The organism is Barnesiella sp. WM24 (assembly GCF_004570975.1).
In the GTDB taxonomy this organism is placed as follows: Bacteria; Bacteroidota; Bacteroidia; order Bacteroidales; family Muribaculaceae; genus Muribaculum.
Map to the genome: position 1 here is coordinate 36,087 of NZ_SPPC01000014.1, position 18,137 is coordinate 54,223.

Here is an 18,137-nt window from a genome sequence, read left to right on the forward strand (position 1 = left end):
ACAAATACTAAACCTAATCACCAACACGATGAAACTGACAAAACTCATTGCCACGGCACTTGTGGCAACCTGTGGTGTCATGACACTGCACTCGTCGCCGGTAATACCTCGTGACGAAGCCATGGAACAGCGTATCGAGCAACTCTTGAAGAAAATGACGCTCGAAGAAAAGGTAGGACAGATGGCAGAGCTGACACTCGGTGTGCTCGGCGGTCCGTTTGACCCGGCGACACGCAGCGACTTCACTATCGCTGCCGACTCCCTTGATAAAATCATAGGCAAATATAAGGTAGGCTCAATCCTTAATGTAGCCGACATTGCACTTACGCCCCAAGAATGGTACTCGATAGTATCACAGATTCAGGCTTACTCTATGGAACATCTCGGCATCCCCTGTATCTACGGTCTTGACATGAACCACGGAGCGAGCTACACGATGGGTGCCACTCTGTTTCCTCAGAATATAAACATGGGTGCCACTTTCAACAGAGAGCTTGCTCGCCGCGGAGGTGAAATCACCGCCTACGAGACCCGCGCAAGCGATGTGCCCTGGACTTACAATCCCACCGTCGACCTCGGAAGAGACCCGCGCTGGCCGCGCATATGGGAGAATTATGGCGAAGACGCCTATCTGAGCGCACAGATGGGTAGCGCGACAGTGCTCGGCATGCAGGGTCCCGACCCCAACCATATCGACCGCTACCACATAGCGTCCAATCTCAAGCACTTCATGGGCTATGGCGTGCCGGTAAGCGGAAAAGACCGCACTCACTCCTCGATCAGCGAGCAGGAAATGAGAGAAAAGCACTTCGCTCCCTATCTTGAAGCAATCCGCAACGGAAAGTCGCTGTCGATAATGGTAAACTCCACTACCAACAACGGAATACCGTTTCACGCAAATGCAAAGTATCTTACCCAATGGCTCAAGGACGAGCTTGAATGGGACGGCATGATTGTCACCGACTGGGCCGACATCAACAACCTGTACACCCGTGAATATGTCGCTGCCGACAAGAAAGACGCCATACGCCTTGCCATCAACGCAGGCATTGACATGGCGATGGAGCCGTATGACGTGGACTTCTGCACTCTGCTGAAAGAGCTTGTAGAAGAAGGAGAAGTGCCGATGAGCCGCATCGATGACGCATGTGCCCGTATATTAAGATTGAAGATGCGCCTCGGTCTTTTTGAATATCCCGACACGAAATGGACCGACTATCCGCTTTTTGGCTCGAAAGAGTTTGCCGACGCTTCACGCCAGGCAGCAGAAGAGTCTATGGTGTTGCTGAAAAACGACAACTCAATCTTGCCTATAAAAGGAGGCAAACGCATACTCGTCACCGGACCTAACGCCAACTCCATGCGCTCGCTCAACGGAGGATGGACCTACACCTGGCAGGGACAGTACACCGACAAGATTGCCGAGCAGCACAATACCATCTATGAAAGCCTTACCGAGCGCTTCGGCAAAGAAAACGTAGTGTTTGAGGAAGGTGTGAAATATCTTGACTACCAGTGGGGCGGAAACTTCGGCCCGGAAGATGCGTCAGGAATCTCAAAGGCAGTTGACGCGGCAAAGAATGTAGACATCATTGTCGCCTGCATAGGAGAGACAAGCTATTGCGAGACTCCGGGCAATATCAACGACCTCAACCTCTCTGCCAATCAGATACAGCTCGTAAAAGAGCTTTCAAAAACAGGCAAACCCATAGTGCTTATACTCAATGAAGGACGCCCGCGCCTCATCAGTGAAATCGAGCCTCTTGCATCTGCCGTGGTCGACATCATGCTTCCCGGCAATTACGGGGGCGACGCTCTCGCCTCTCTGCTCTCAGGCGACAAGAACTTCAGCGGCCGACTTCCCATCACTTATCCGAAACACAGCGCGGCTCTCATCACCTACGACTACAAGAAGGGCGAAAGCTCACAGACAATGTCGGGAGCCTATAACTATGACGCCGTGGTTGACGTGCAGTGGATGTTTGGCACCGGATTGAGCTACACCACATTCAAATACTCCAATCTTCGCGTCAACAAGCCGGAATTCAAGGCCGGCGACACACTTATATTCAGCCTTGAGGTGACAAATACCGGAAGTGTGGCAGGCAAGGAGAGTGTGCTTCTCTATTCAAGCGACCTCGTTGCCTCTACATCACCCGATGTGCGCCGGCTTCGCCAGTTTGAAAAAATAGACCTGCAGCCCGGAGAGACAAAGACAGTAAATCTCAGCGTACCGGCCAACGACCTCGCATTTGTCGGCTACGACGAAAAGTGGGTGCTTGAAAAAGGTGATTTCCGCATTCAGGTAGGCGACCAGGTAATCAATGTCCGAGCTACCGAGACTAAGAAATGGGACACGCCCAACCGCGACTAAACAATCAACCGTCATAAATGAAAAAGGAGGGAATTTCCCTCCTTTTTCATTTATGACCGGCTTTCCGGTCAATCATCAATATTCGATTCAATAACACTTATATACGATTATACGGTCGTTTACTAAATATAATATTCTATGAGATTCACAATCCCTGCACGCAAAGCATATTGTGTGGCTTCATGCACAGTGCTTATCTCAAGTTTTCGGAATATGTTTTTCTTATGAGTCACGATTGTGTGTACACTTGAGCATCTTGCCTCAGCAATTTCCTTTGCAGTCAATCCGCGGGCGAGCGCCTTCAATATCTCAATCTCCGTATTGGTGAGCGGCGACGCGTCTTCCTTATTACCGTGACGCGCTATTATATCTGCGACATGGCTTCTTACATTTTTGCCTGCAAGGGTTGACTCTACCGCATGATTCAGCTCGTCAATATCAGCCGTCTTTTCAACAAAACTCACCCTGTCGCAATCACTCAGCCGCCTTACAAAACCGGGATTGAACTCTGACGACCACATAACCCAGCGAGCCATGCTGAAACGTGATATCATAATCAGGAGGGAGTCCACACTACCAATGTCAAAGATAGCATAATCGAGCCATACAACCACATTCCGCCGGAGCATCAGTGCATCGACAAGCTCAGCCTTGCTGTCGACACAGACCATATCGACATTACGCCCTTCCATAAGAGCGACAAGCCCGATACGTGTCACCGCCTGACGGTCGGCGATAATTACTGCAGCGGCATCCACTCCATCCATATTTCTTCACTCCGGCTTAGAGCGGATACTCGTCAAAGGCATACAACACGGTCGACAGATAGCGTTCGCCCGTGTCAGGCAGAACCGCAACGATGGTCTTACCCTCGTTTTCTTTACGTGAAGCAATCTCCAGTGCCGCATACAACGCCGCTCCCGATGAAATGCCCACAAGCAGTCCTTCCTCCTTAGCCAAAAGCCGTGACGACCGTATGGCATCGTCATCGTTCACCTTTATAACTTCGTCGATTAAAGAGCTGTCGTAGTTTGCCGGCACAAAACCTGCGCCAATTCCCTGTATTTTATGCGCCCCGGCCTTTTCACCGGAAATGACGGCGGAACCGGCAGGTTCCACGGCGACAGCCTTTACCGACGGCTTTAGCTCTTTCAGCCGCCGTGTAGTGCCACAAAGCGTACCGCCCGTGCCCACACCGGCTACGAAATAATCTATATCACCGTCAGTGTCACGCCATATTTCCTCCGCAGTAGTCATATAATGAGCCTCCGGATTTGCAGAATTTTCAAATTGCTGCGGTATATAAGCCCCGGGGATTTCCGCTTTCAGCTCGGCAGCCTTTCTGATAGCTCCGCTCATTCCCTCGCTGCCCGGGGTAAGGACAAGGTTTGCGCCCAACGCCTTGAGAAGACTCTGGCGCTCAACGCTCATGGTGTCGGGCATCGTCAATATAAGCTTATACCCCTTGACGGCGGCCACCCAGGCAAGACCGATACCGGTGTTTCCACTCGTAGGCTCGATTATAGTGGCACCCGGAAGCAACAGTCCTTCCTTCTCGGCATTTTCAATCATAGCGAAAGCTATGCGGTCTTTGACACTGCCACCGGGATTGAAATATTCAATCTTGACAAGGACACGCGCGTGAAGATGCCTTTTATTTTCAATATTGCTGACTTCCAGCAACGGTGTGTTGCCTATAAGTTCGGTAAGAGACTTGTAAATCTTAGCCATAATAATTCTGTTGGTTGTTGATTTTGCAAAAATAGCAATGAAACAATTAAGATACAATACCATAAACATGGTAAAGACATCAAATTGTTCAACAACACGTAAGAGATATTATTTTGCGAAGCTCAAGAAATATGTGTCATATATGACTGACCGACCACCAAACTCCTCTTTATGGGCAACCATGCCGGCATTAAGATAGCGTCCGCCATCCTCATTGGATGTCCCGAAGTCAAAATATGCCGCATCGGTAATCCTGTTGAAAATTATGTCATGGTATATTACATCGGTAGCGTAAATCGCCTTGCCCTCAGGCGTACATGCAGCATATTGCAGATGCAGCACATCGTTACACACATAAATCACCGCACCGGCAACGATTTCGCCTTCATGACGCGCGATGAAAAAACGTATCTCCGACGGAAATTGAGCGTGAAGCGACTCGAGTTCTTCAGCAGTGTGGACAGGAACAGTGTTATGACGCACACGCCTGTCATCTACTATAATCTGCCAGAACAGGTTCACGTCATCCACCTCTTCCACCGAGATACCAAACCGCCGCTGCCGCTTTGCCGCACGCTTTCCGAGGCGGCTTGAAGCCACAGGTCTACGCATGTCAATTGCCGTCGCAAGATTACGGACGGTCAACTGCGCGTCGTTGCGAAACAACGCGTATAAATCCTCGTCGGCGGGAATGCGATGATATATGTGAGGTACAGGTTTATAGACAAGTCCGGAAAATCCTTGACTGCGACAGTATCCGGTCACCGCATCCAACCATACAAGGGGATCGACACCTGAAGTGCGCTCAGTCATCACAAAACCGCCATAAGTCAGTCCGGCATGGGATGACAGCACATCACCCTTTACTGTCGCAGGCAGAAGCGAGACAAGCTCTCCGCTGTCATCATACAGCATCAGCGAATGGTCGGGGAAGCGGTCGGCATGATAGTCCATATAACCGCGTTGAAGCAGAAAGGTGGCATTCTTGGATTTACCGACAAATTCATCCCATATCGTCCTGTCGGCAGGAGTGTAACGCTCAACCCTCATCAGAGCATCATCTTATATATCTCAGCCGTGTCGGCAGGCGAAAGTTTCACATAAGAGCCTATAGGATTGCCCTTGTGTTCATGTAGTTTTGCCACAAGACGCTCAAAATCGGGAGAGTCGATGCCAAGCTCTCCGAGAGTAACAGGCATCCCTATGCTCCGGTAAAACTCTTTCAGTCTACTTATGCCCTCTTCTGCAATCTCGGTCTCAGTGCGATTGTCGGGCGACACACCCATGACACGTATCGCGAACTGCGCCACCTTAGCCGGATTGGTGCGGCTCACATAACTCATCCATGCCGGATTAACGACAGCAAGACCGGCACCGTGGGCCACATCATATATGGCGCTTAGTTCATGTTCCATAAAGTGTGACGCCCAATCCTCAGCCCTGCCGGTGCCACAAAGCCCGTTATGGGCAAGCGTCGAGCTCCACATGATATTGGCTCTCGCCTCATAATCATAAGGATCAGCCATTATCTTACGCGCTTCATTAATTATAGCGGTAAGAAGTCCTTCAGCCAGCCTGTCAGTGGTCTCACAATCAGGAGTGTTTGAGAAGTAACGTTCAAAAATGTGAGCCATCATGTCAACAATGCCGCAACCGGTCTGATATTGAGGCAATGTAAATGTAAGCTCCGGATTCATCACTGCAAATCGCGGGCGCAATGCACTCTCTGTGCGCAAACTGAGCTTTATCAGTCCATCTTTCTTTGTAATGACCGAATTGCCAGAGCCCTCGCTGCCGGCGGCGGGAATCGTCAGGACAACACCCACCGGCAAAGCCTTCTCAACAACTTTTTTACCACAATAGAAGTCCCAGAAGTCACCGTCATAAGGCACTCCGCAGGCAATCGCCTTTGCGGTGTCGATAACCGAGCCGCCGCCCACGGCAAGCAGGAAGTCTATCTTATGGTCACGAACCATATCGATGCCTTCATACACACGGTCGTCGGTAGGATTAGGGCATATACCGCCCATCTCTTCCCACATCACTCCCGCTTCATCAAGCGATTTCTTGACACGGTCGAGCAATCCGCTACGCACTACCGAGCCTCCTCCATATACAAGAAGCACGCGGTTGCCTCCAAACTGCTTTACAAGATTTCCGGTCAAGGATTCAGTGTCGCGCCCGAACACAAATTTTGTCGGACTCCAGAATGTGAAGTTGTCCATAATGTTATATATCTAAAAAAACAGTGCATAATCCATGACCACATCAAATATGGTCATGAACCATGCACTGCAGGTTATCATTAACGGCGGTTGCCCTTCTGGCGTTTCTGCTGTTCACGCAACGCAGCCTGCTGCTGGCGCTGCGCCTCTTCAAGACGAGCCATGAAACCTGACTTCTTACGCGGCTTCTTGGCAGCCTCCGCCATCTTGGCACGCATCTTCTCTTCGCTTACGACATGACGGAACACATAAGTCTGAATAATCGTGATAAGAAGCGACAGGAAGTAGTAATAGCTAAGTCCGGCGGCATAGTTGTTAAAGAACACAAGGAACATCAAAGGCATCAGATACATCATCCATTTCATACCCGGCATGGCATTGCTCGAAGCCTGGCTTGCCATGGTAATCTTTGTATAGATAATGTTGGTCACTGTCATGAGAAGACAGAAAAGCGACAGATGATTGCCAAAATATTCAGTCACCAGAGGAATATGTCCGGTCCATGAGATTATCGCATCGGGAGCCGACAGGTCTTTCGCCCAAAGGAACGACTCGCCGCGCAACTCTATACATGACGGGAAGAAGGTAAACATCGCGATAAGCACAGGCATCTGCAGCAACATCGGCAGACATCCCGCCATAGGATTGGCTCCGGCACGCGAATAGAGTTCCATCGTCTTCTGCTGGCGTGTCATGGCATTTTCCTGTCCGGGATATTTCTCGTTGATAGCCTGAATCTCCGGATTAAGAAGACGCATCTTTGCCTGCGACATGTAGCTCTTATAGGTGAACGGGAATATAATCAGCTTTATAAATATAGTAAGCAAGAGAATTATTATTCCGTAGTTGGTAAACCACTTGCCGAGAATCTCAAACACCGGGATGATAATCCATGTATTAATCCAGCGGAACAGTGTCCATCCAAGCGGCACAAGACGGGTAAGCTCAAGGTCGTCACCGGGCTGCAGATTGTCAGACAGAGAGGAGAGCATCGGATATAGATTAGGGCCTACAAAAATGTCAAATGATGCAGGATTGGACTCCGATGCAGAGTAGTCTACAGTCGCCACGGCATCCATCTCTTTCAGATAGTCGGGGTCGAGCTTGTCAAGCACCTGCGACTTCAGGTCGGCGCGGTTAAAATGGTTCTTGGCAATAAACGCCATTGAGAAGAACTGGTTTTTAAAGCCAATCCACTTTATGCGCTCGTTGACCTCCTCATCGTCATTTTTAGCCTCGCTGAGGTTTTCCACATCACCGCCGGCATATTTGTAATATATCGCGGAGTTGCGCTCCTCAAACATGCGTCCTTTCTCCTGACGGGTCATCTTCTGATGCCAGAGGAAATCCATAGTCACCACGCTTGAGGGAATGACCGACTCCATGCCTTTCTGAACCACGTCAAGCTTTACTATATAGCTGTCAGGGACAAGCGTATAGCGCAACCCGAAGGAAGCACCGCCGCCAAGGTCAAGGCTCATCAATACGGTAGAGTCACTTTCCTGTACAGGATTAAAATAAAAGTCACGGGTGTCAAACTCGCGGTCGGAAGAGTTCAATATAAATGAATAGCTGTCATTGTCAGGAGTGCAGACAACCACATTGCCGCCGCGATAAGAGTCATATTTTTTAAGCTCGGCACGCGCAATCGCTCCACCCTTACTTGACAGGTCGATCGAGACAAGCTCGTTTTCAAGCTTTACTTTTGTATCGCTTCCATGAAGATAGCGGGCAAAGCCACGATACTGTGACAGGTCACGCAGCTTCGACTTTACCGCAGCAATAGCCTTGTTCATCACCGGAGCCGGAGGCAGCTGCACCGAGCTCAGTTCAGGCGTCAGCAGATAATTTATGTTTATCTGAGTAGTGTCTACCTTAACGTAACCCTGAATGTTTCTACCGTCGGAAGAGAGGCTCATATCGGTTGTGGTAAACATAGCGCGTCCGGTTGAGTCGGCGACTCCATACTGTTTGATAGCTCCGGCGAGCATGTTGTACTCAGCCTGGGTAAGGCTGTCGGCAGGCGATGCAAGCTCATTGTCGGTTATCGCTTTCTCCTCTCCTGAGGTAAGCTGTTCCTGAGGCATCGGGCTATTTGGGTCGACTTCGGGCTTATTAAGCCACATGAAGCCGAGGATGACTGCTCCCATAAGGAGGAGTCCGAGCATCGTATTTTTATCCATTATTTCTGTTTATCGTGTTTATATGTGATTGCAGCTTTAATAAAGTCAAGGAATATGGGATTGGGACTGAGCACTGTCGATGAGTATTCAGGATGATACTGTGTGCCGATAAACCAGCGGTGGTCAGACAGTTCAACGACTTCCACAAGATGAGTGTCAGGGTTCTCTCCGACACACCTCATTCCTGCCGCCTCAAAGCGCTCACGGTAATCGTTGTTAAACTCAAAGCGATGGCGGTGACGCTCTTTGACCTCGGTGCTGCCATAGGCCGCTGCTGCCCGTGAACCGGGAGCGAGCACACAGTCGTAAGCCCCGAGGCGCATCGTGCCTCCCTTTTCCGTAACCGACTTCTGCTCGTCCATAAGGTCAATGACATTATGAGGAGTGGTGGTGTCCATTTCGGTGGAGTTGGCATCGGCAAGGCCAAGCACATTGCGCGCAAACTCAATCACCATGCACTGCATGCCAAGACAGATGCCGAATGTCGGTACATCATGCTCGCGACACCATTTCAGCGCGACAAACTTGCCGTCAATGCCACGGTGTCCAAAACCGGGGGCGATAATCACTCCATCCATCCCTGAAAGCTTTTCATTGACATTGTCGTCGTTAAGCTTTTCGGAATGAACATATACCAGGTTGAGTTTATGGTCATTGTATGTCGCCGCCTGAAAGAGCGATTCATTGATTGACTTGTAGGCATCCTGAAGCTCGACATACTTCCCGACGAGACCTATAGTCACCGTCTCCTCGGCTTTATCCATATGGTCAAGAAATTTAAGCCATGAAGACATGTCGGGCTCTCCTTCGACGGGCACCCCGGTCTTGCGCAACACGATCTCGTCAAGGTGCTGCTCATGCATCTTTAACGGCACCTGATAAATCGAGGGCACATCGGGCGACTGGATTACCGCGTCGGGCGACACATTACAGAACTGCGCAATCTTGCGGCGCATGTCGGCGGGTATATCATGTTCGGTGCGCAACACCAGTATGTCGGGCTGTATACCTACCTCCTGCAATTGCTTTACCGAGTGCTGGGTAGGCTTTGTCTTCAGCTCCTTTGCCGCACGGATATAGGGCACATAGGTCAAGTGGATGCAAAGAGCATTCTGCCCCATCTCCCATCTAAGCTGCCTGACAGCTTCCAGATAAGGCAACGACTCGATGTCACCGACAGTTCCGCCGATTTCAGTGATTACATAGTCAAATTTTCCTGTGTTGCCGAGCAGCTTGACATTACGCTTTATCTCATCGGTCACGTGAGGGATTATCTGCACAGTCTTGCCAAGATAGTCGCCCCTGCGCTCCTTGTCTATGACACTCTGATAGATGCGCCCTGTGGTGACGTTGTTGGCTCGTGTAGTCGGGACATTTGTAAAGCGCTCGTAATGACCGAGGTCCAGGTCGGCTTCATGTCCGTCGACGGTGACATAACACTCGCCGTGTTCATAGGGGTTAAGAGTTCCCGGATCGATGTTGATATACGGGTCAAACTTCTGGATGGTAACACGCAGACCGCGAGCTTTAAGCAAGCAGGCAAGCGAAGAGGAGATAATTCCTTTTCCTAAGGATGACACAACTCCTCCGGTCACAAAGATATATTTTGTTTCCACGCCGGTTGGTTATTTTTATCAAGCCGCAAAGTTACATAAATTAATCCACAATCTGAAATAAATTTAGCAGCCGGCTTCAGAATGGTGTATCAGGCAAGACGACTTGCTAAAAAGACAAGGGCGGCAACACCGTCATGGTGTCTCCGCCCCGTCACATTAATTCTTTTTATTCTTACTTCGATTCGGGAGGAGTTATGCCTTCCTGAGTGGCACGCTTCTCCATGCGCTCGATACGCTTGTCAAGGTCGGGGTGAGAAGAAAACAGCTGATTGATTTTGCTTTCCTTCTGTGCGCCCGCTTCTTCCTGAAGGGCTTTAAGCTTCTTGAATGAAAGAGCCATTGCCCAGGGGTTCTTGCCGTGACTCTTGAGAAATTCGTAGCCGTAGTCGTCGGCATCCTTCTCTTGCTTCTGAGAGTAAGTGGCTCCGGCAAGAGCTTCACCGAGGTCGCCAAGCTGAGAGTCGGTCAAGGCTGCGGCTGTGCCGTTGGTAGCACCGATTCCGTCTTTCAGAGCTGAAGTAAGCAGCGACTGCTTGAATGCCTTCTTTGAATCATGGTGAGCCACGTGACCGATCTCGTGACCGATTACGCCAAGCAGCTCCTCATCGCTCATGATGTCCATCAGTGCGGCAAATACACGCACACTGCCGTCGGCACATGCGAAAGCGTTTACGTCAACCACCCAATACACTTTGAAGTTCAAGGGTATGCCTTCCACAGAGGTAAGCCCCTTTGTGAGGCTGTCAAGACGCTGTGTATAAGGATGGTCAGGCTCACACACCTTATTGTGGGTATCCATCCAGTCGATATACTCCTTTACATAAGCGGTCATCTGTGCATCGGTAAGAGTCACAGCCTGGGCAGCCTTGGTAGCGGCGCCAACCGCCTTTTTCAGATTAAATTGTGCCATAGCGGGAAAAGACACCGCAAGGCAGCACACAATAGCAAAAAACTTTACAATTCGATTCATGATTTTACTAAAAAAAATAATGTTGCAAAGAGAAATGTTTTTATAAATCAGTTGCAAAGAAAACTAAAATTATGCTAACCGCAAAATTATCATGCCACCTATCCATAAGTTTAACAATTTGGCATCGACCGGTGTTATAGGATAAACGACTAATACATATATAGCTATGACACGAATAAAGCTTGGCACAACGTCTCTGCATGTGACCTATACCGACGACGAACTGAAGACAAAAGTAATCGGATACCTACGCTCCTGCGATGACGGTGTAGGATTCCGGGACATTTGCGACAATATACTGACACTGGCCGAAGATGACGGAAAGCTGTCGCGCGACGGCTCGGAACAGTATCAGTGGGAAGAGCTTGACCGGAGCGACATACTCAGAATTGACGCTATCCTTAACGATGCGATAACCGACCGCGTGATAATGATAGATTTCAACACCACCCATTATCAGGCAACCGACACCTACTTCATTGCAAGGCAATGACAATAATGACAACACACTATATAATCAATTAATAATATTTAATCGCTACCTTTACATGAACAAAATCGTAATTATGGGAGCCACCTCCGGCATAGGGCTGCACCTTGCAGAGACCTATGCGGCTATGGGGTGGAAGGTCGGCGTCGCCGGCAGAAAAGAAGTCCCGATGAAAAAGTTGAAAGAGATGTTTCCCGAACAGATTGAATGGGAGAAAATTGACATCAATAAAAATGAAGCGCCTCAAAAACTCCTCGGACTTATCAGAAAGCTTGGCGGAATGGACGTATATCTCCACACAGCGGGCATAGGTTATGAAAATCCCGAACTTGACACCGAAAAGGACATAGCCACCGTGGAGACCAATGTGGTCGGCTATACCCGCATGCTTGACACCGTATACCGCTTTTTCCGCAAGATGAGCGAGAAGGGCATCGACGGTCACATAGCCGTAATATCATCAGTCGCAGGTACAAAGGGCATCGGAAAGCTCGCAAGCTACTCGGCATCAAAGAAATATCAATCCACCTATCTTGAAGCGCTCGAACAGCTCGCCCACAGCGAAGGCGTGGATGTAGCATTTACCGATATTCGTCCCGGATGGGTGCGCACCCCGTTGCTTGACAATGACCGCATATATCCGATGACAATGGAAGAGGAGAAAGTTGTGCCGTTAATCATAAAGGCAATCAAGAAGCGCTCGCGCATAGCTATCGTCGACTGGCGATGGGCCACGGCAGTGGCATTCTGGAGGCTCATACCCGGATTCCTGTGGATAAGGATTCCGCTCTCAATTTCCCGTGAGGCAAGCCCGGAGCAGACCGAAATTGACGCCGAACTCGCAGAGAACTGACGACAACTGATATAATAAAAGCCGGCTTACATCCGTTATGACTAAGTAATGGATGTAAGCCGCACATATAAATTTCTTGCAATAATGATTCTGTCGCTGTTTACAGCGGCAGCGCCTGCCCATGCGCAACAGCGTAACGACAAGCTGCTTAACCGTCCCTATTCCGACCTGCGCCCCTGGCATCTCGGATTTTCAATCGGCGTTCACACCCAGGACCTGCAGTTTACCCACAACGGCTTTGTCACTGAAAACGGCGAGACATGGTTTATGGAACAGCCTGATTTCTCACCGGGATTCTGCGTCAACGGACTTTTTGATTTAAGGCTCAACTCATATTTCAGCCTCAGGTTTACACCCGGCATGTATTTCGGCAACCGGTTAATCAGGATGCACGACACGACCGGCGGCGGAGTTCAGCAGCACAATCTCAAGACCAACCTTGTGGTAATACCGGTCGACATTAAATTTGCGGCACAGCGCTACCACAACTCGCGTCCTTACCTCATTGCCGGAGCCATGGTAACATTTGACGTGTCAAAGCGTCGTCCTCGCGACCTGTTACAGCTGAAAAGCACCGACTTTCTGCTTACGGCAGGATTTGGCTGCGACTTCTACCTGCCATTTTTCAAGTTGTGTCCCGAAGTCAAATTCTGCTTCGGGCTGACCGACGTGATAAAACATGACCGTCCTGATTTTGTCGACGACCCTGACGGATTCAAGTTTACCCAATCATTAAAAAAGGCAACCACACAGATGGTCGTGCTTACATTTTATTTTGAATGACATAACCGATGGCAAGACTACACCACATACTGCTGTTTATAATAATCGCCATAGCAATGATATTGCCCGGGCGGGCATCGGCACAGGTCGACGCCCAGTTCACGCAGTATTATGAAGTGCCATCCTACTATAACGCCGGAGCTATCGGAACATCTGACTTCGTAAGGCTTCGCGGCGGCTCACGCCTGCAGTGGGTAGGCATACCTAAAGCGCCGAAGACATTTCTTGTCACGGGCGACATGCCCTTCAAGCTTCTGGAAAAGCGTTTCGGAGTAGGTCTTGTGTTGCAGCAGGAGAGCATGGGTCTTTACAAAAACATGACCATTGGCGCACAGGCGGCCTACAAGCTTAAACTATTCAAAGGAGAGCTCAGCATAGGCCTGCAGCTCGGATTTATCGACGAGTCATTCAAGGGCTCGGAAGTAATCCTGCCCGACGGCGACGACTACCATCAAGGCACAGACGAGGGCATCCCCACCACCGATGTCCACGGCACATCATTTGACCTCGGACTCGGAGTATGGTACACCCACCGCTATTTCTGGGCGGGACTTTCGGCAACCCATGTCAACGAGCCCTCGATCACCATGTCGACCGACGGCACTGACGGCAAAGAATATGAATTCAAGGCGGGACGCGTGGTTTATTTCGTCGCCGGCGGCAATATTCCTATAAAAAACACGTTATTTGAAATACAACCGTCATTTCTTGTGAAAAGCGACTTCACGTTCACTACCGGCGAGGTCACGGCGAGAGTGCGTTACAACAAGTTTCTCACCGCCGGACTCGGCTATCGGCTTAACGATGCCATTTCGCTGATACTGGGTGCTGAATTTAAAAACTTTTTTCTGGGCTACAGCTACGATTACGCCACTTCAGCCATATCGAGAGCCAGCAACGGAAGCCACGAGATATGGGCGGGCTACCGGTTGAAACTCGACCTTGGAGAGAAAAACAAGCATAAGCATAAAAGCATACGCATAATGTAACCAATCAATATGAGAAAAGATCTGAAACATCTGTTTATGACCATATTCGCCTGCGCCATGCTGGCGTCATGCGCCGTAGGAGGCAGGAGCAGTTCGGGTGGAGAAGTGACCGGCGTAGGCGGCACATCCTGGACCGAGCCGACACCTTACGGAATGGTTCTCATTGACCGCGGCTCCATGAAAGTGGGACCGTCGCAAGCCGACAGCGCGTGGAATCTCCGTGCCGATGCCCGTGGCATCTCGGTCGACGGATTCTGGATGGACGAGACCGAAATCACCAACAGCAAATACAAGCAATTTGTATTCTGGGTAAGGGACTCTATTATCCGCGAACGCCTCGCCGACCCTGCCTATGGCGGCAACGAAGCCTATAAAATAGAAGAAGACAGGGAAGGAAACCCTATCGGGCCCTATCTTAACTGGAACAAGCCGATACCCTGGCGCAATCCCGGCGAAGACGAAGCGCGGGCTATCGAAAGCCTGTACCGCGTCAATCCTATCACAGGTGTAAAGGAGCTTGACCCGGAGCAGCTGACTTACCGATATGAAGTGTATAACCACACAGAAGCGGCAAAGCGCAAAAACCGTCTGAACCCGGCACGTCGCGAATACAATACCGACAAACCTGTGCCAACCGACCTTCCCGTCATATCAAAAGACACAGCCTATATAAATGACGAGGGTGAGATTGTGCGCGAGACCATCACACGCGCCCTGACCGGTGACTACGACTTCCTCAACACATACATTGTCAATGTCTACCCCGACACCACCGCATGGATAAACGACTTTGACAACGCTTACAACGAGCCTTATGTGAGACTCTATTTCTCCCACGGAGGCTACAGCGACTATCCTGTCGTAGGTGTAAGCTGGGAACAGGCCAACGCGTTCAGCAACTGGCGCACCGACTTCCTGCGCAGGTCGCTCGGCAAAGACGGCATATATATCGAGCCTTACCGTCTCCCGACAGAAGCGGAATGGGAGTATGCCGCACGTGCCGGTAAAGACGAGAACATGTATCCCTGGGACGGGGAGCTTCCGCTCACGGAAGATAAAGGATGCTTCTACGCCAACTTCAAGCCCGCTGAGGGAAACTATGTCAGAGACGGCCACATAATCACGTCACGTGTCGGGACTTACGCGCCAAACGACTTCGGACTATACGACATGGCGGGAAATGTCAGCGAGTGGACCTCCACAGCCTATACGGAAAGTGTAGGCAAGCTTACGAGCGACCTGAATCCGGAATACCGCTATGACGCGGCTGTAGAAGACCCCTACCGCATGAAGCGCAAGATTGTCAGAGGCGGTTCGTGGAAAGATGTCGCCCACAACGTAAGAAGCGACATACGCATGTGGGAATATCAGAATGAACAGCGAAGCTATATCGGATTCCGCAACGTCAGGACCCAGATAGGCTTTGCCAAAGGACAGAAGAAATAAAAACCTTATACTTACTACCAATCAAGAGCAATGGGAAAAATCAAAAGATATAAGAACAGTGTCGAACGCTTCCTCTCGGGAGAGAAGGGACAGCGCTTCTTCAACTTCGCCTATTCAATCGGTGCCGCAATCGTGATATGGGGTGCCCTTTTCAAGATACTCCACCTGCCCGGCGGCAACATGCTGCTGTCAATCGGTATGGGTACAGAGGTGCTTATGTTTATCCTTACAGCCTTTGACCGTCCTCCGCGCGAGTATCATTGGGAAGAGGTGTTTCCGGTGCTTTCTTCCAAAAATCCTGAAGACCGTCCCGAATTTAACGGCGGCGGCGTATTCCCCGGCATGACTACGGGCACTCCCGCAGTGCAGCAGAGCGGAGCGCAACTGCCTCCACGGTCGGCGGCAGAGCTACTGATTCCTGACGATGCGACTCCCTCGGAACGCTACGTGGCTCAGATGTCGGCACTGTCAGAACAGATGGATCAGCTCCGCAAGACCACCGAATCACTCAACCACGTCTCGGAGGTGCTTCTTGAGTCTTACCGCGCTATCACTGAAAACTCCGAAAACATCACACGCAGTTCAAGCGGATATGTTGAAGAAATGCAGTCGCTCAACCGCAATATAGCGGGACTCAACACAATATATGAAATCCAGCTGAAGAGCGTAAGCTCCCAGCTCGACTCGATCGACCGCGTAAACAAGGGCATCAAAGACATCCGCGACATGTATGAGAAGTCGTCGGCTATGAGCGAGCGCTACTGTGAAGAGACCGAGAAGATGGCTCGCTACATGCAGCAGCTCAACCAGGTATATGAGAAGATGCTCCATGCAATGACAATCAACATGTATCGCCCGATGGGAGGAATGCCCGAGGGAACCACTGTTTCAAACGAGGTAAATGGGAAGTAACAATACACGCGGACTATCACCACGCCAAAAGATGATTAACCTCATGTACATCGTCTTGACGGCGATGCTTGCACTTAATGTGTCAAGCGATGTGCTGGAAGGTTTCAGTCAGGTGGAAGACGGTCTTTCGCGATCCAACAAAAATATTTCGGAGCGCAACGAGGCGCTCTACCGGCGCCTGGAAGCTTTCAACGAGCAGAATCCGGGCAAGGGAGGCATATGGTATGACAAGGCTACCGATGTGCGCAATACAACCGGACGCCTCTACCAGCTGATTGACTCTCTGAAACTTGCGATAGCAGTGCGTGCCGACGGCAAAAAGGCCGATGTTAAAAACATCCTCAATCAAGACGATCTTGAAGCCGCATCGGTAGTAATGCTCGGAGCAGTTTCTCCCAAAGGGAAGCATCTGAAAAAAGAGGTTCAGGGCTACACGGAGTATATCGCATCATTCATGACCGACTCGGTTAAAAGCGACAATATACGCAAAGCGCTTTCTACCGCCGACATCACGAGAAAGGGCACGGTGATACCTGTGTCATGGGAAGAGGCTATGTTTGACAACAAGCCGGTAGTCGCCGCAATCACGCTTCTTACCAAGCTGCAAAGCGACATCCGCTATGCCGAAGGTGAGGCTCTCGCCACGCTCCTGTCCAATGTCGACGCCGGCGACGTGAGAGTCAACGAGCTTAACGCATTTGTAATCCCGCAATCGCGCAATGTGATGAGAGGCAGCAAATACTCCGCCAATATCGTGCTTGCCGCCGTCGACACTACACAGCGCCCGGCGATATACATCAACGGCAAGCAGCTCGAAAACGACCATGGGCTATTTGAAACGATTGCCGGGGCAACAGGCACATTTGACTACAAAGGCTACCTCGAAGTGCCTCATGGCGACGGATCTGTCACTCGCCATGATTTCTCGTCAAGCTACACGGTGATTGAGCCTACCGCCACCATCTCAGCGACAATGATGAATGTGCTATATGCCGGCATCGACAATCCGATGAGCATCTCTGTACCGGGAGTGGCGCCCGGAGCTATCTCCGCAACCATGACCAACGGAAGCCTTACCCGTCACGGCGACTCATGGGTGGCGCGTCCTGCAAAAGTAGGCGCTGAAGCAGTGGTGACCGTATCGGCAAATATCGACGGACGCCAGCAGACTGTGGCATCAACCACATTCCGTGTAAGAAAGCTGCCCGACCCCACTCCCTACATCGCGTTTACCGACCAGAACGGTCATCAGGAGCGCTACAAAGGCTCAAAACCGTTTGCCAAGACACTTCTCCTCGCAGCTCCCGGCATCGAGGCGGCAATCGACGACGACCTGCTCAACGTGAGCTATAAGGTACTCAGTTTTGAAACCGTGTTTTTCGACTCAATGGGCAATGCCATCCCCGAGGTATCGGCAGGCTCCCAGTTCTCACAGCGCCAGAAAGACTCTTTCCGCAGGCTGTCACGAGGAAAACGCTTTTACATCTCACGCGTCAGGGCTGTGGGTCCCGACGGCATAGAGCGCGACCTCGCCCCTATGGAGGTAATTGTTAACTAAGCATCAA

Annotated in this window: 15 protein-coding genes; 8 read left to right on the top strand and 7 right to left on the bottom strand. The window is 50.5% G+C overall.

The genetic code is table 11. The features are described 5' to 3' along the window. The first annotated feature begins 28 nt into the window (after nt 1–28). A complete protein-coding gene (locus E4T81_RS13640; protein WP_135045533.1) occupies nt 29–2,374 on the top strand; it encodes a glycoside hydrolase family 3 N-terminal domain-containing protein in 2,346 nt (781 codons plus the stop codon). Between the two features lie 122 nt (nt 2,375–2,496). On the opposite strand, the gene E4T81_RS13645 is transcribed toward E4T81_RS13640, so the two are convergent. From E4T81_RS13645 to E4T81_RS13675, 7 genes are all read right to left on the bottom strand, one after another. Next, a complete protein-coding gene (locus tag E4T81_RS13645) occupies nt 2,497–3,141 on the bottom strand; it encodes a response regulator transcription factor (protein ID WP_135045535.1) in 645 nt (214 codons plus the stop codon). A gap of 16 nt (nt 3,142–3,157) precedes the next feature. Continuing rightward, nucleotides 3,158–4,105 (bottom strand): cysteine synthase A, encoded by a 948-nt coding sequence (gene cysK, locus E4T81_RS13650; RefSeq protein ID WP_135045537.1) that lies wholly within the window; start codon nt 4,103–4,105, stop codon nt 3,158–3,160. A 108-nt stretch (nt 4,106–4,213) separates the two neighbouring features. Then, the gene (locus tag E4T81_RS13655) at nt 4,214–5,155 is read right to left on the bottom strand and encodes a GNAT family N-acetyltransferase (protein WP_135045539.1); all 942 of its coding nucleotides are present in this window, start codon (nt 5,153–5,155) and stop codon (nt 4,214–4,216) included. Beyond that, nucleotides 5,155–6,330: an iron-containing alcohol dehydrogenase gene (locus tag E4T81_RS13660; protein WP_135045541.1), complete on the bottom strand. Its 1,176-nt coding sequence runs from the start codon at nt 6,328–6,330 to the stop codon at nt 5,155–5,157. The genes E4T81_RS13655 and E4T81_RS13660 overlap by 1 nt, the downstream gene beginning before the upstream one ends. Before the next feature lie 80 nt (nt 6,331–6,410). After that, nucleotides 6,411–8,513: a membrane protein insertase YidC gene (yidC, locus tag E4T81_RS13665; RefSeq protein ID WP_245207083.1), complete on the bottom strand. Its 2,103-nt coding sequence runs from the start codon at nt 8,511–8,513 to the stop codon at nt 6,411–6,413. Continuing rightward, on the bottom strand, nt 8,513–10,129 hold the full coding sequence (locus E4T81_RS13670; RefSeq protein WP_135045543.1) for a CTP synthase: 1,617 nt from the start codon (nt 10,127–10,129) through the stop codon (nt 8,513–8,515). The genes yidC and E4T81_RS13670 overlap by 1 nt, the downstream gene beginning before the upstream one ends. Nucleotides 10,130–10,301: 172 nt before the next feature. Continuing rightward, complete coding sequence (locus E4T81_RS13675; RefSeq protein ID WP_135045545.1) at nt 10,302–11,099, bottom strand: M48 family metallopeptidase; 798 nt, start codon at nt 11,097–11,099, stop codon at nt 10,302–10,304. A gap of 166 nt (nt 11,100–11,265) precedes the next feature. Here E4T81_RS13675 and E4T81_RS13680 point away from each other — a divergent pair, with 166 nt between their 5' ends. The 7 genes from E4T81_RS13680 to gldM are packed head-to-tail and all read left to right on the top strand — an operon-like array spanning nt 11,266 to nt 18,130. Beyond that, nucleotides 11,266–11,592 (top strand): hypothetical protein, encoded by a 327-nt coding sequence (locus tag E4T81_RS13680; protein WP_135045547.1) that lies wholly within the window; start codon nt 11,266–11,268, stop codon nt 11,590–11,592. Nucleotides 11,593–11,647: 55 nt separating this feature from the next. Beyond that, nucleotides 11,648–12,442, top strand: a complete 795-nt coding sequence (locus E4T81_RS13685) for an SDR family oxidoreductase (RefSeq protein ID WP_135045549.1) — start codon at nt 11,648–11,650, stop codon at nt 12,440–12,442. Between the two features lie 48 nt (nt 12,443–12,490). Next, nucleotides 12,491–13,225, top strand: coding sequence for a porin family protein (locus tag E4T81_RS13690; protein ID WP_135045551.1), 735 nt, complete (start codon nt 12,491–12,493; stop codon nt 13,223–13,225). 8 nt (nt 13,226–13,233) lie between these two features. Next, the gene (locus tag E4T81_RS13695; RefSeq protein ID WP_135045553.1) at nt 13,234–14,214 is read left to right on the top strand and encodes a type IX secretion system membrane protein PorP/SprF; all 981 of its coding nucleotides are present in this window, start codon (nt 13,234–13,236) and stop codon (nt 14,212–14,214) included. 21 nt (nt 14,215–14,235) lie between these two features. Continuing rightward, the gene (locus E4T81_RS13700; protein ID WP_371683055.1) at nt 14,236–15,660 is read left to right on the top strand and encodes an SUMF1/EgtB/PvdO family nonheme iron enzyme; all 1,425 of its coding nucleotides are present in this window, start codon (nt 14,236–14,238) and stop codon (nt 15,658–15,660) included. A 30-nt stretch (nt 15,661–15,690) separates the two neighbouring features. Continuing rightward, the gene (gldL, locus tag E4T81_RS13705) at nt 15,691–16,572 is read left to right on the top strand and encodes a gliding motility protein GldL (protein WP_135045557.1); all 882 of its coding nucleotides are present in this window, start codon (nt 15,691–15,693) and stop codon (nt 16,570–16,572) included. Then, nucleotides 16,562–18,130, top strand: a complete 1,569-nt coding sequence (gene gldM, locus E4T81_RS13710) for a gliding motility protein GldM (RefSeq protein ID WP_135045559.1) — start codon at nt 16,562–16,564, stop codon at nt 18,128–18,130. The genes gldL and gldM overlap by 11 nt, the downstream gene beginning before the upstream one ends. The last annotated feature ends 7 nt before the right edge of the window (nt 18,131–18,137 follow it).

Coding starts and splice junctions, on each gene's coding strand:
- E4T81_RS13640 (WP_135045533.1), top strand. CDS start 29: ATGAAACTGACAAAACTCATTGCCACGGCACTTGTGGCAACCTGTGGT.
- E4T81_RS13645 (WP_135045535.1), bottom strand. CDS start 3,141: ATGGATGGAGTGGATGCCGCTGCAGTAATTATCGCCGACCGTCAGGCG.
- cysK (WP_135045537.1), bottom strand. CDS start 4,105: ATGGCTAAGATTTACAAGTCTCTTACCGAACTTATAGGCAACACACCG.
- E4T81_RS13655 (WP_135045539.1), bottom strand. CDS start 5,155: ATGAGGGTTGAGCGTTACACTCCTGCCGACAGGACGATATGGGATGAA.
- E4T81_RS13660 (WP_135045541.1), bottom strand. CDS start 6,330: ATGGACAACTTCACATTCTGGAGTCCGACAAAATTTGTGTTCGGGCGC.
- yidC (WP_245207083.1), bottom strand. CDS start 8,513: ATGGATAAAAATACGATGCTCGGACTCCTCCTTATGGGAGCAGTCATC.
- E4T81_RS13675 (WP_135045545.1), bottom strand. CDS start 11,099: ATGAATCGAATTGTAAAGTTTTTTGCTATTGTGTGCTGCCTTGCGGTG.
- E4T81_RS13680 (WP_135045547.1), top strand. CDS start 11,266: ATGACACGAATAAAGCTTGGCACAACGTCTCTGCATGTGACCTATACC.
- E4T81_RS13685 (WP_135045549.1), top strand. CDS start 11,648: ATGAACAAAATCGTAATTATGGGAGCCACCTCCGGCATAGGGCTGCAC.
- E4T81_RS13690 (WP_135045551.1), top strand. CDS start 12,491: ATGGATGTAAGCCGCACATATAAATTTCTTGCAATAATGATTCTGTCG.
- E4T81_RS13695 (WP_135045553.1), top strand. CDS start 13,234: ATGGCAAGACTACACCACATACTGCTGTTTATAATAATCGCCATAGCA.
- gldL (WP_135045557.1), top strand. CDS start 15,691: ATGGGAAAAATCAAAAGATATAAGAACAGTGTCGAACGCTTCCTCTCG.
- gldM (WP_135045559.1), top strand. CDS start 16,562: ATGGGAAGTAACAATACACGCGGACTATCACCACGCCAAAAGATGATT.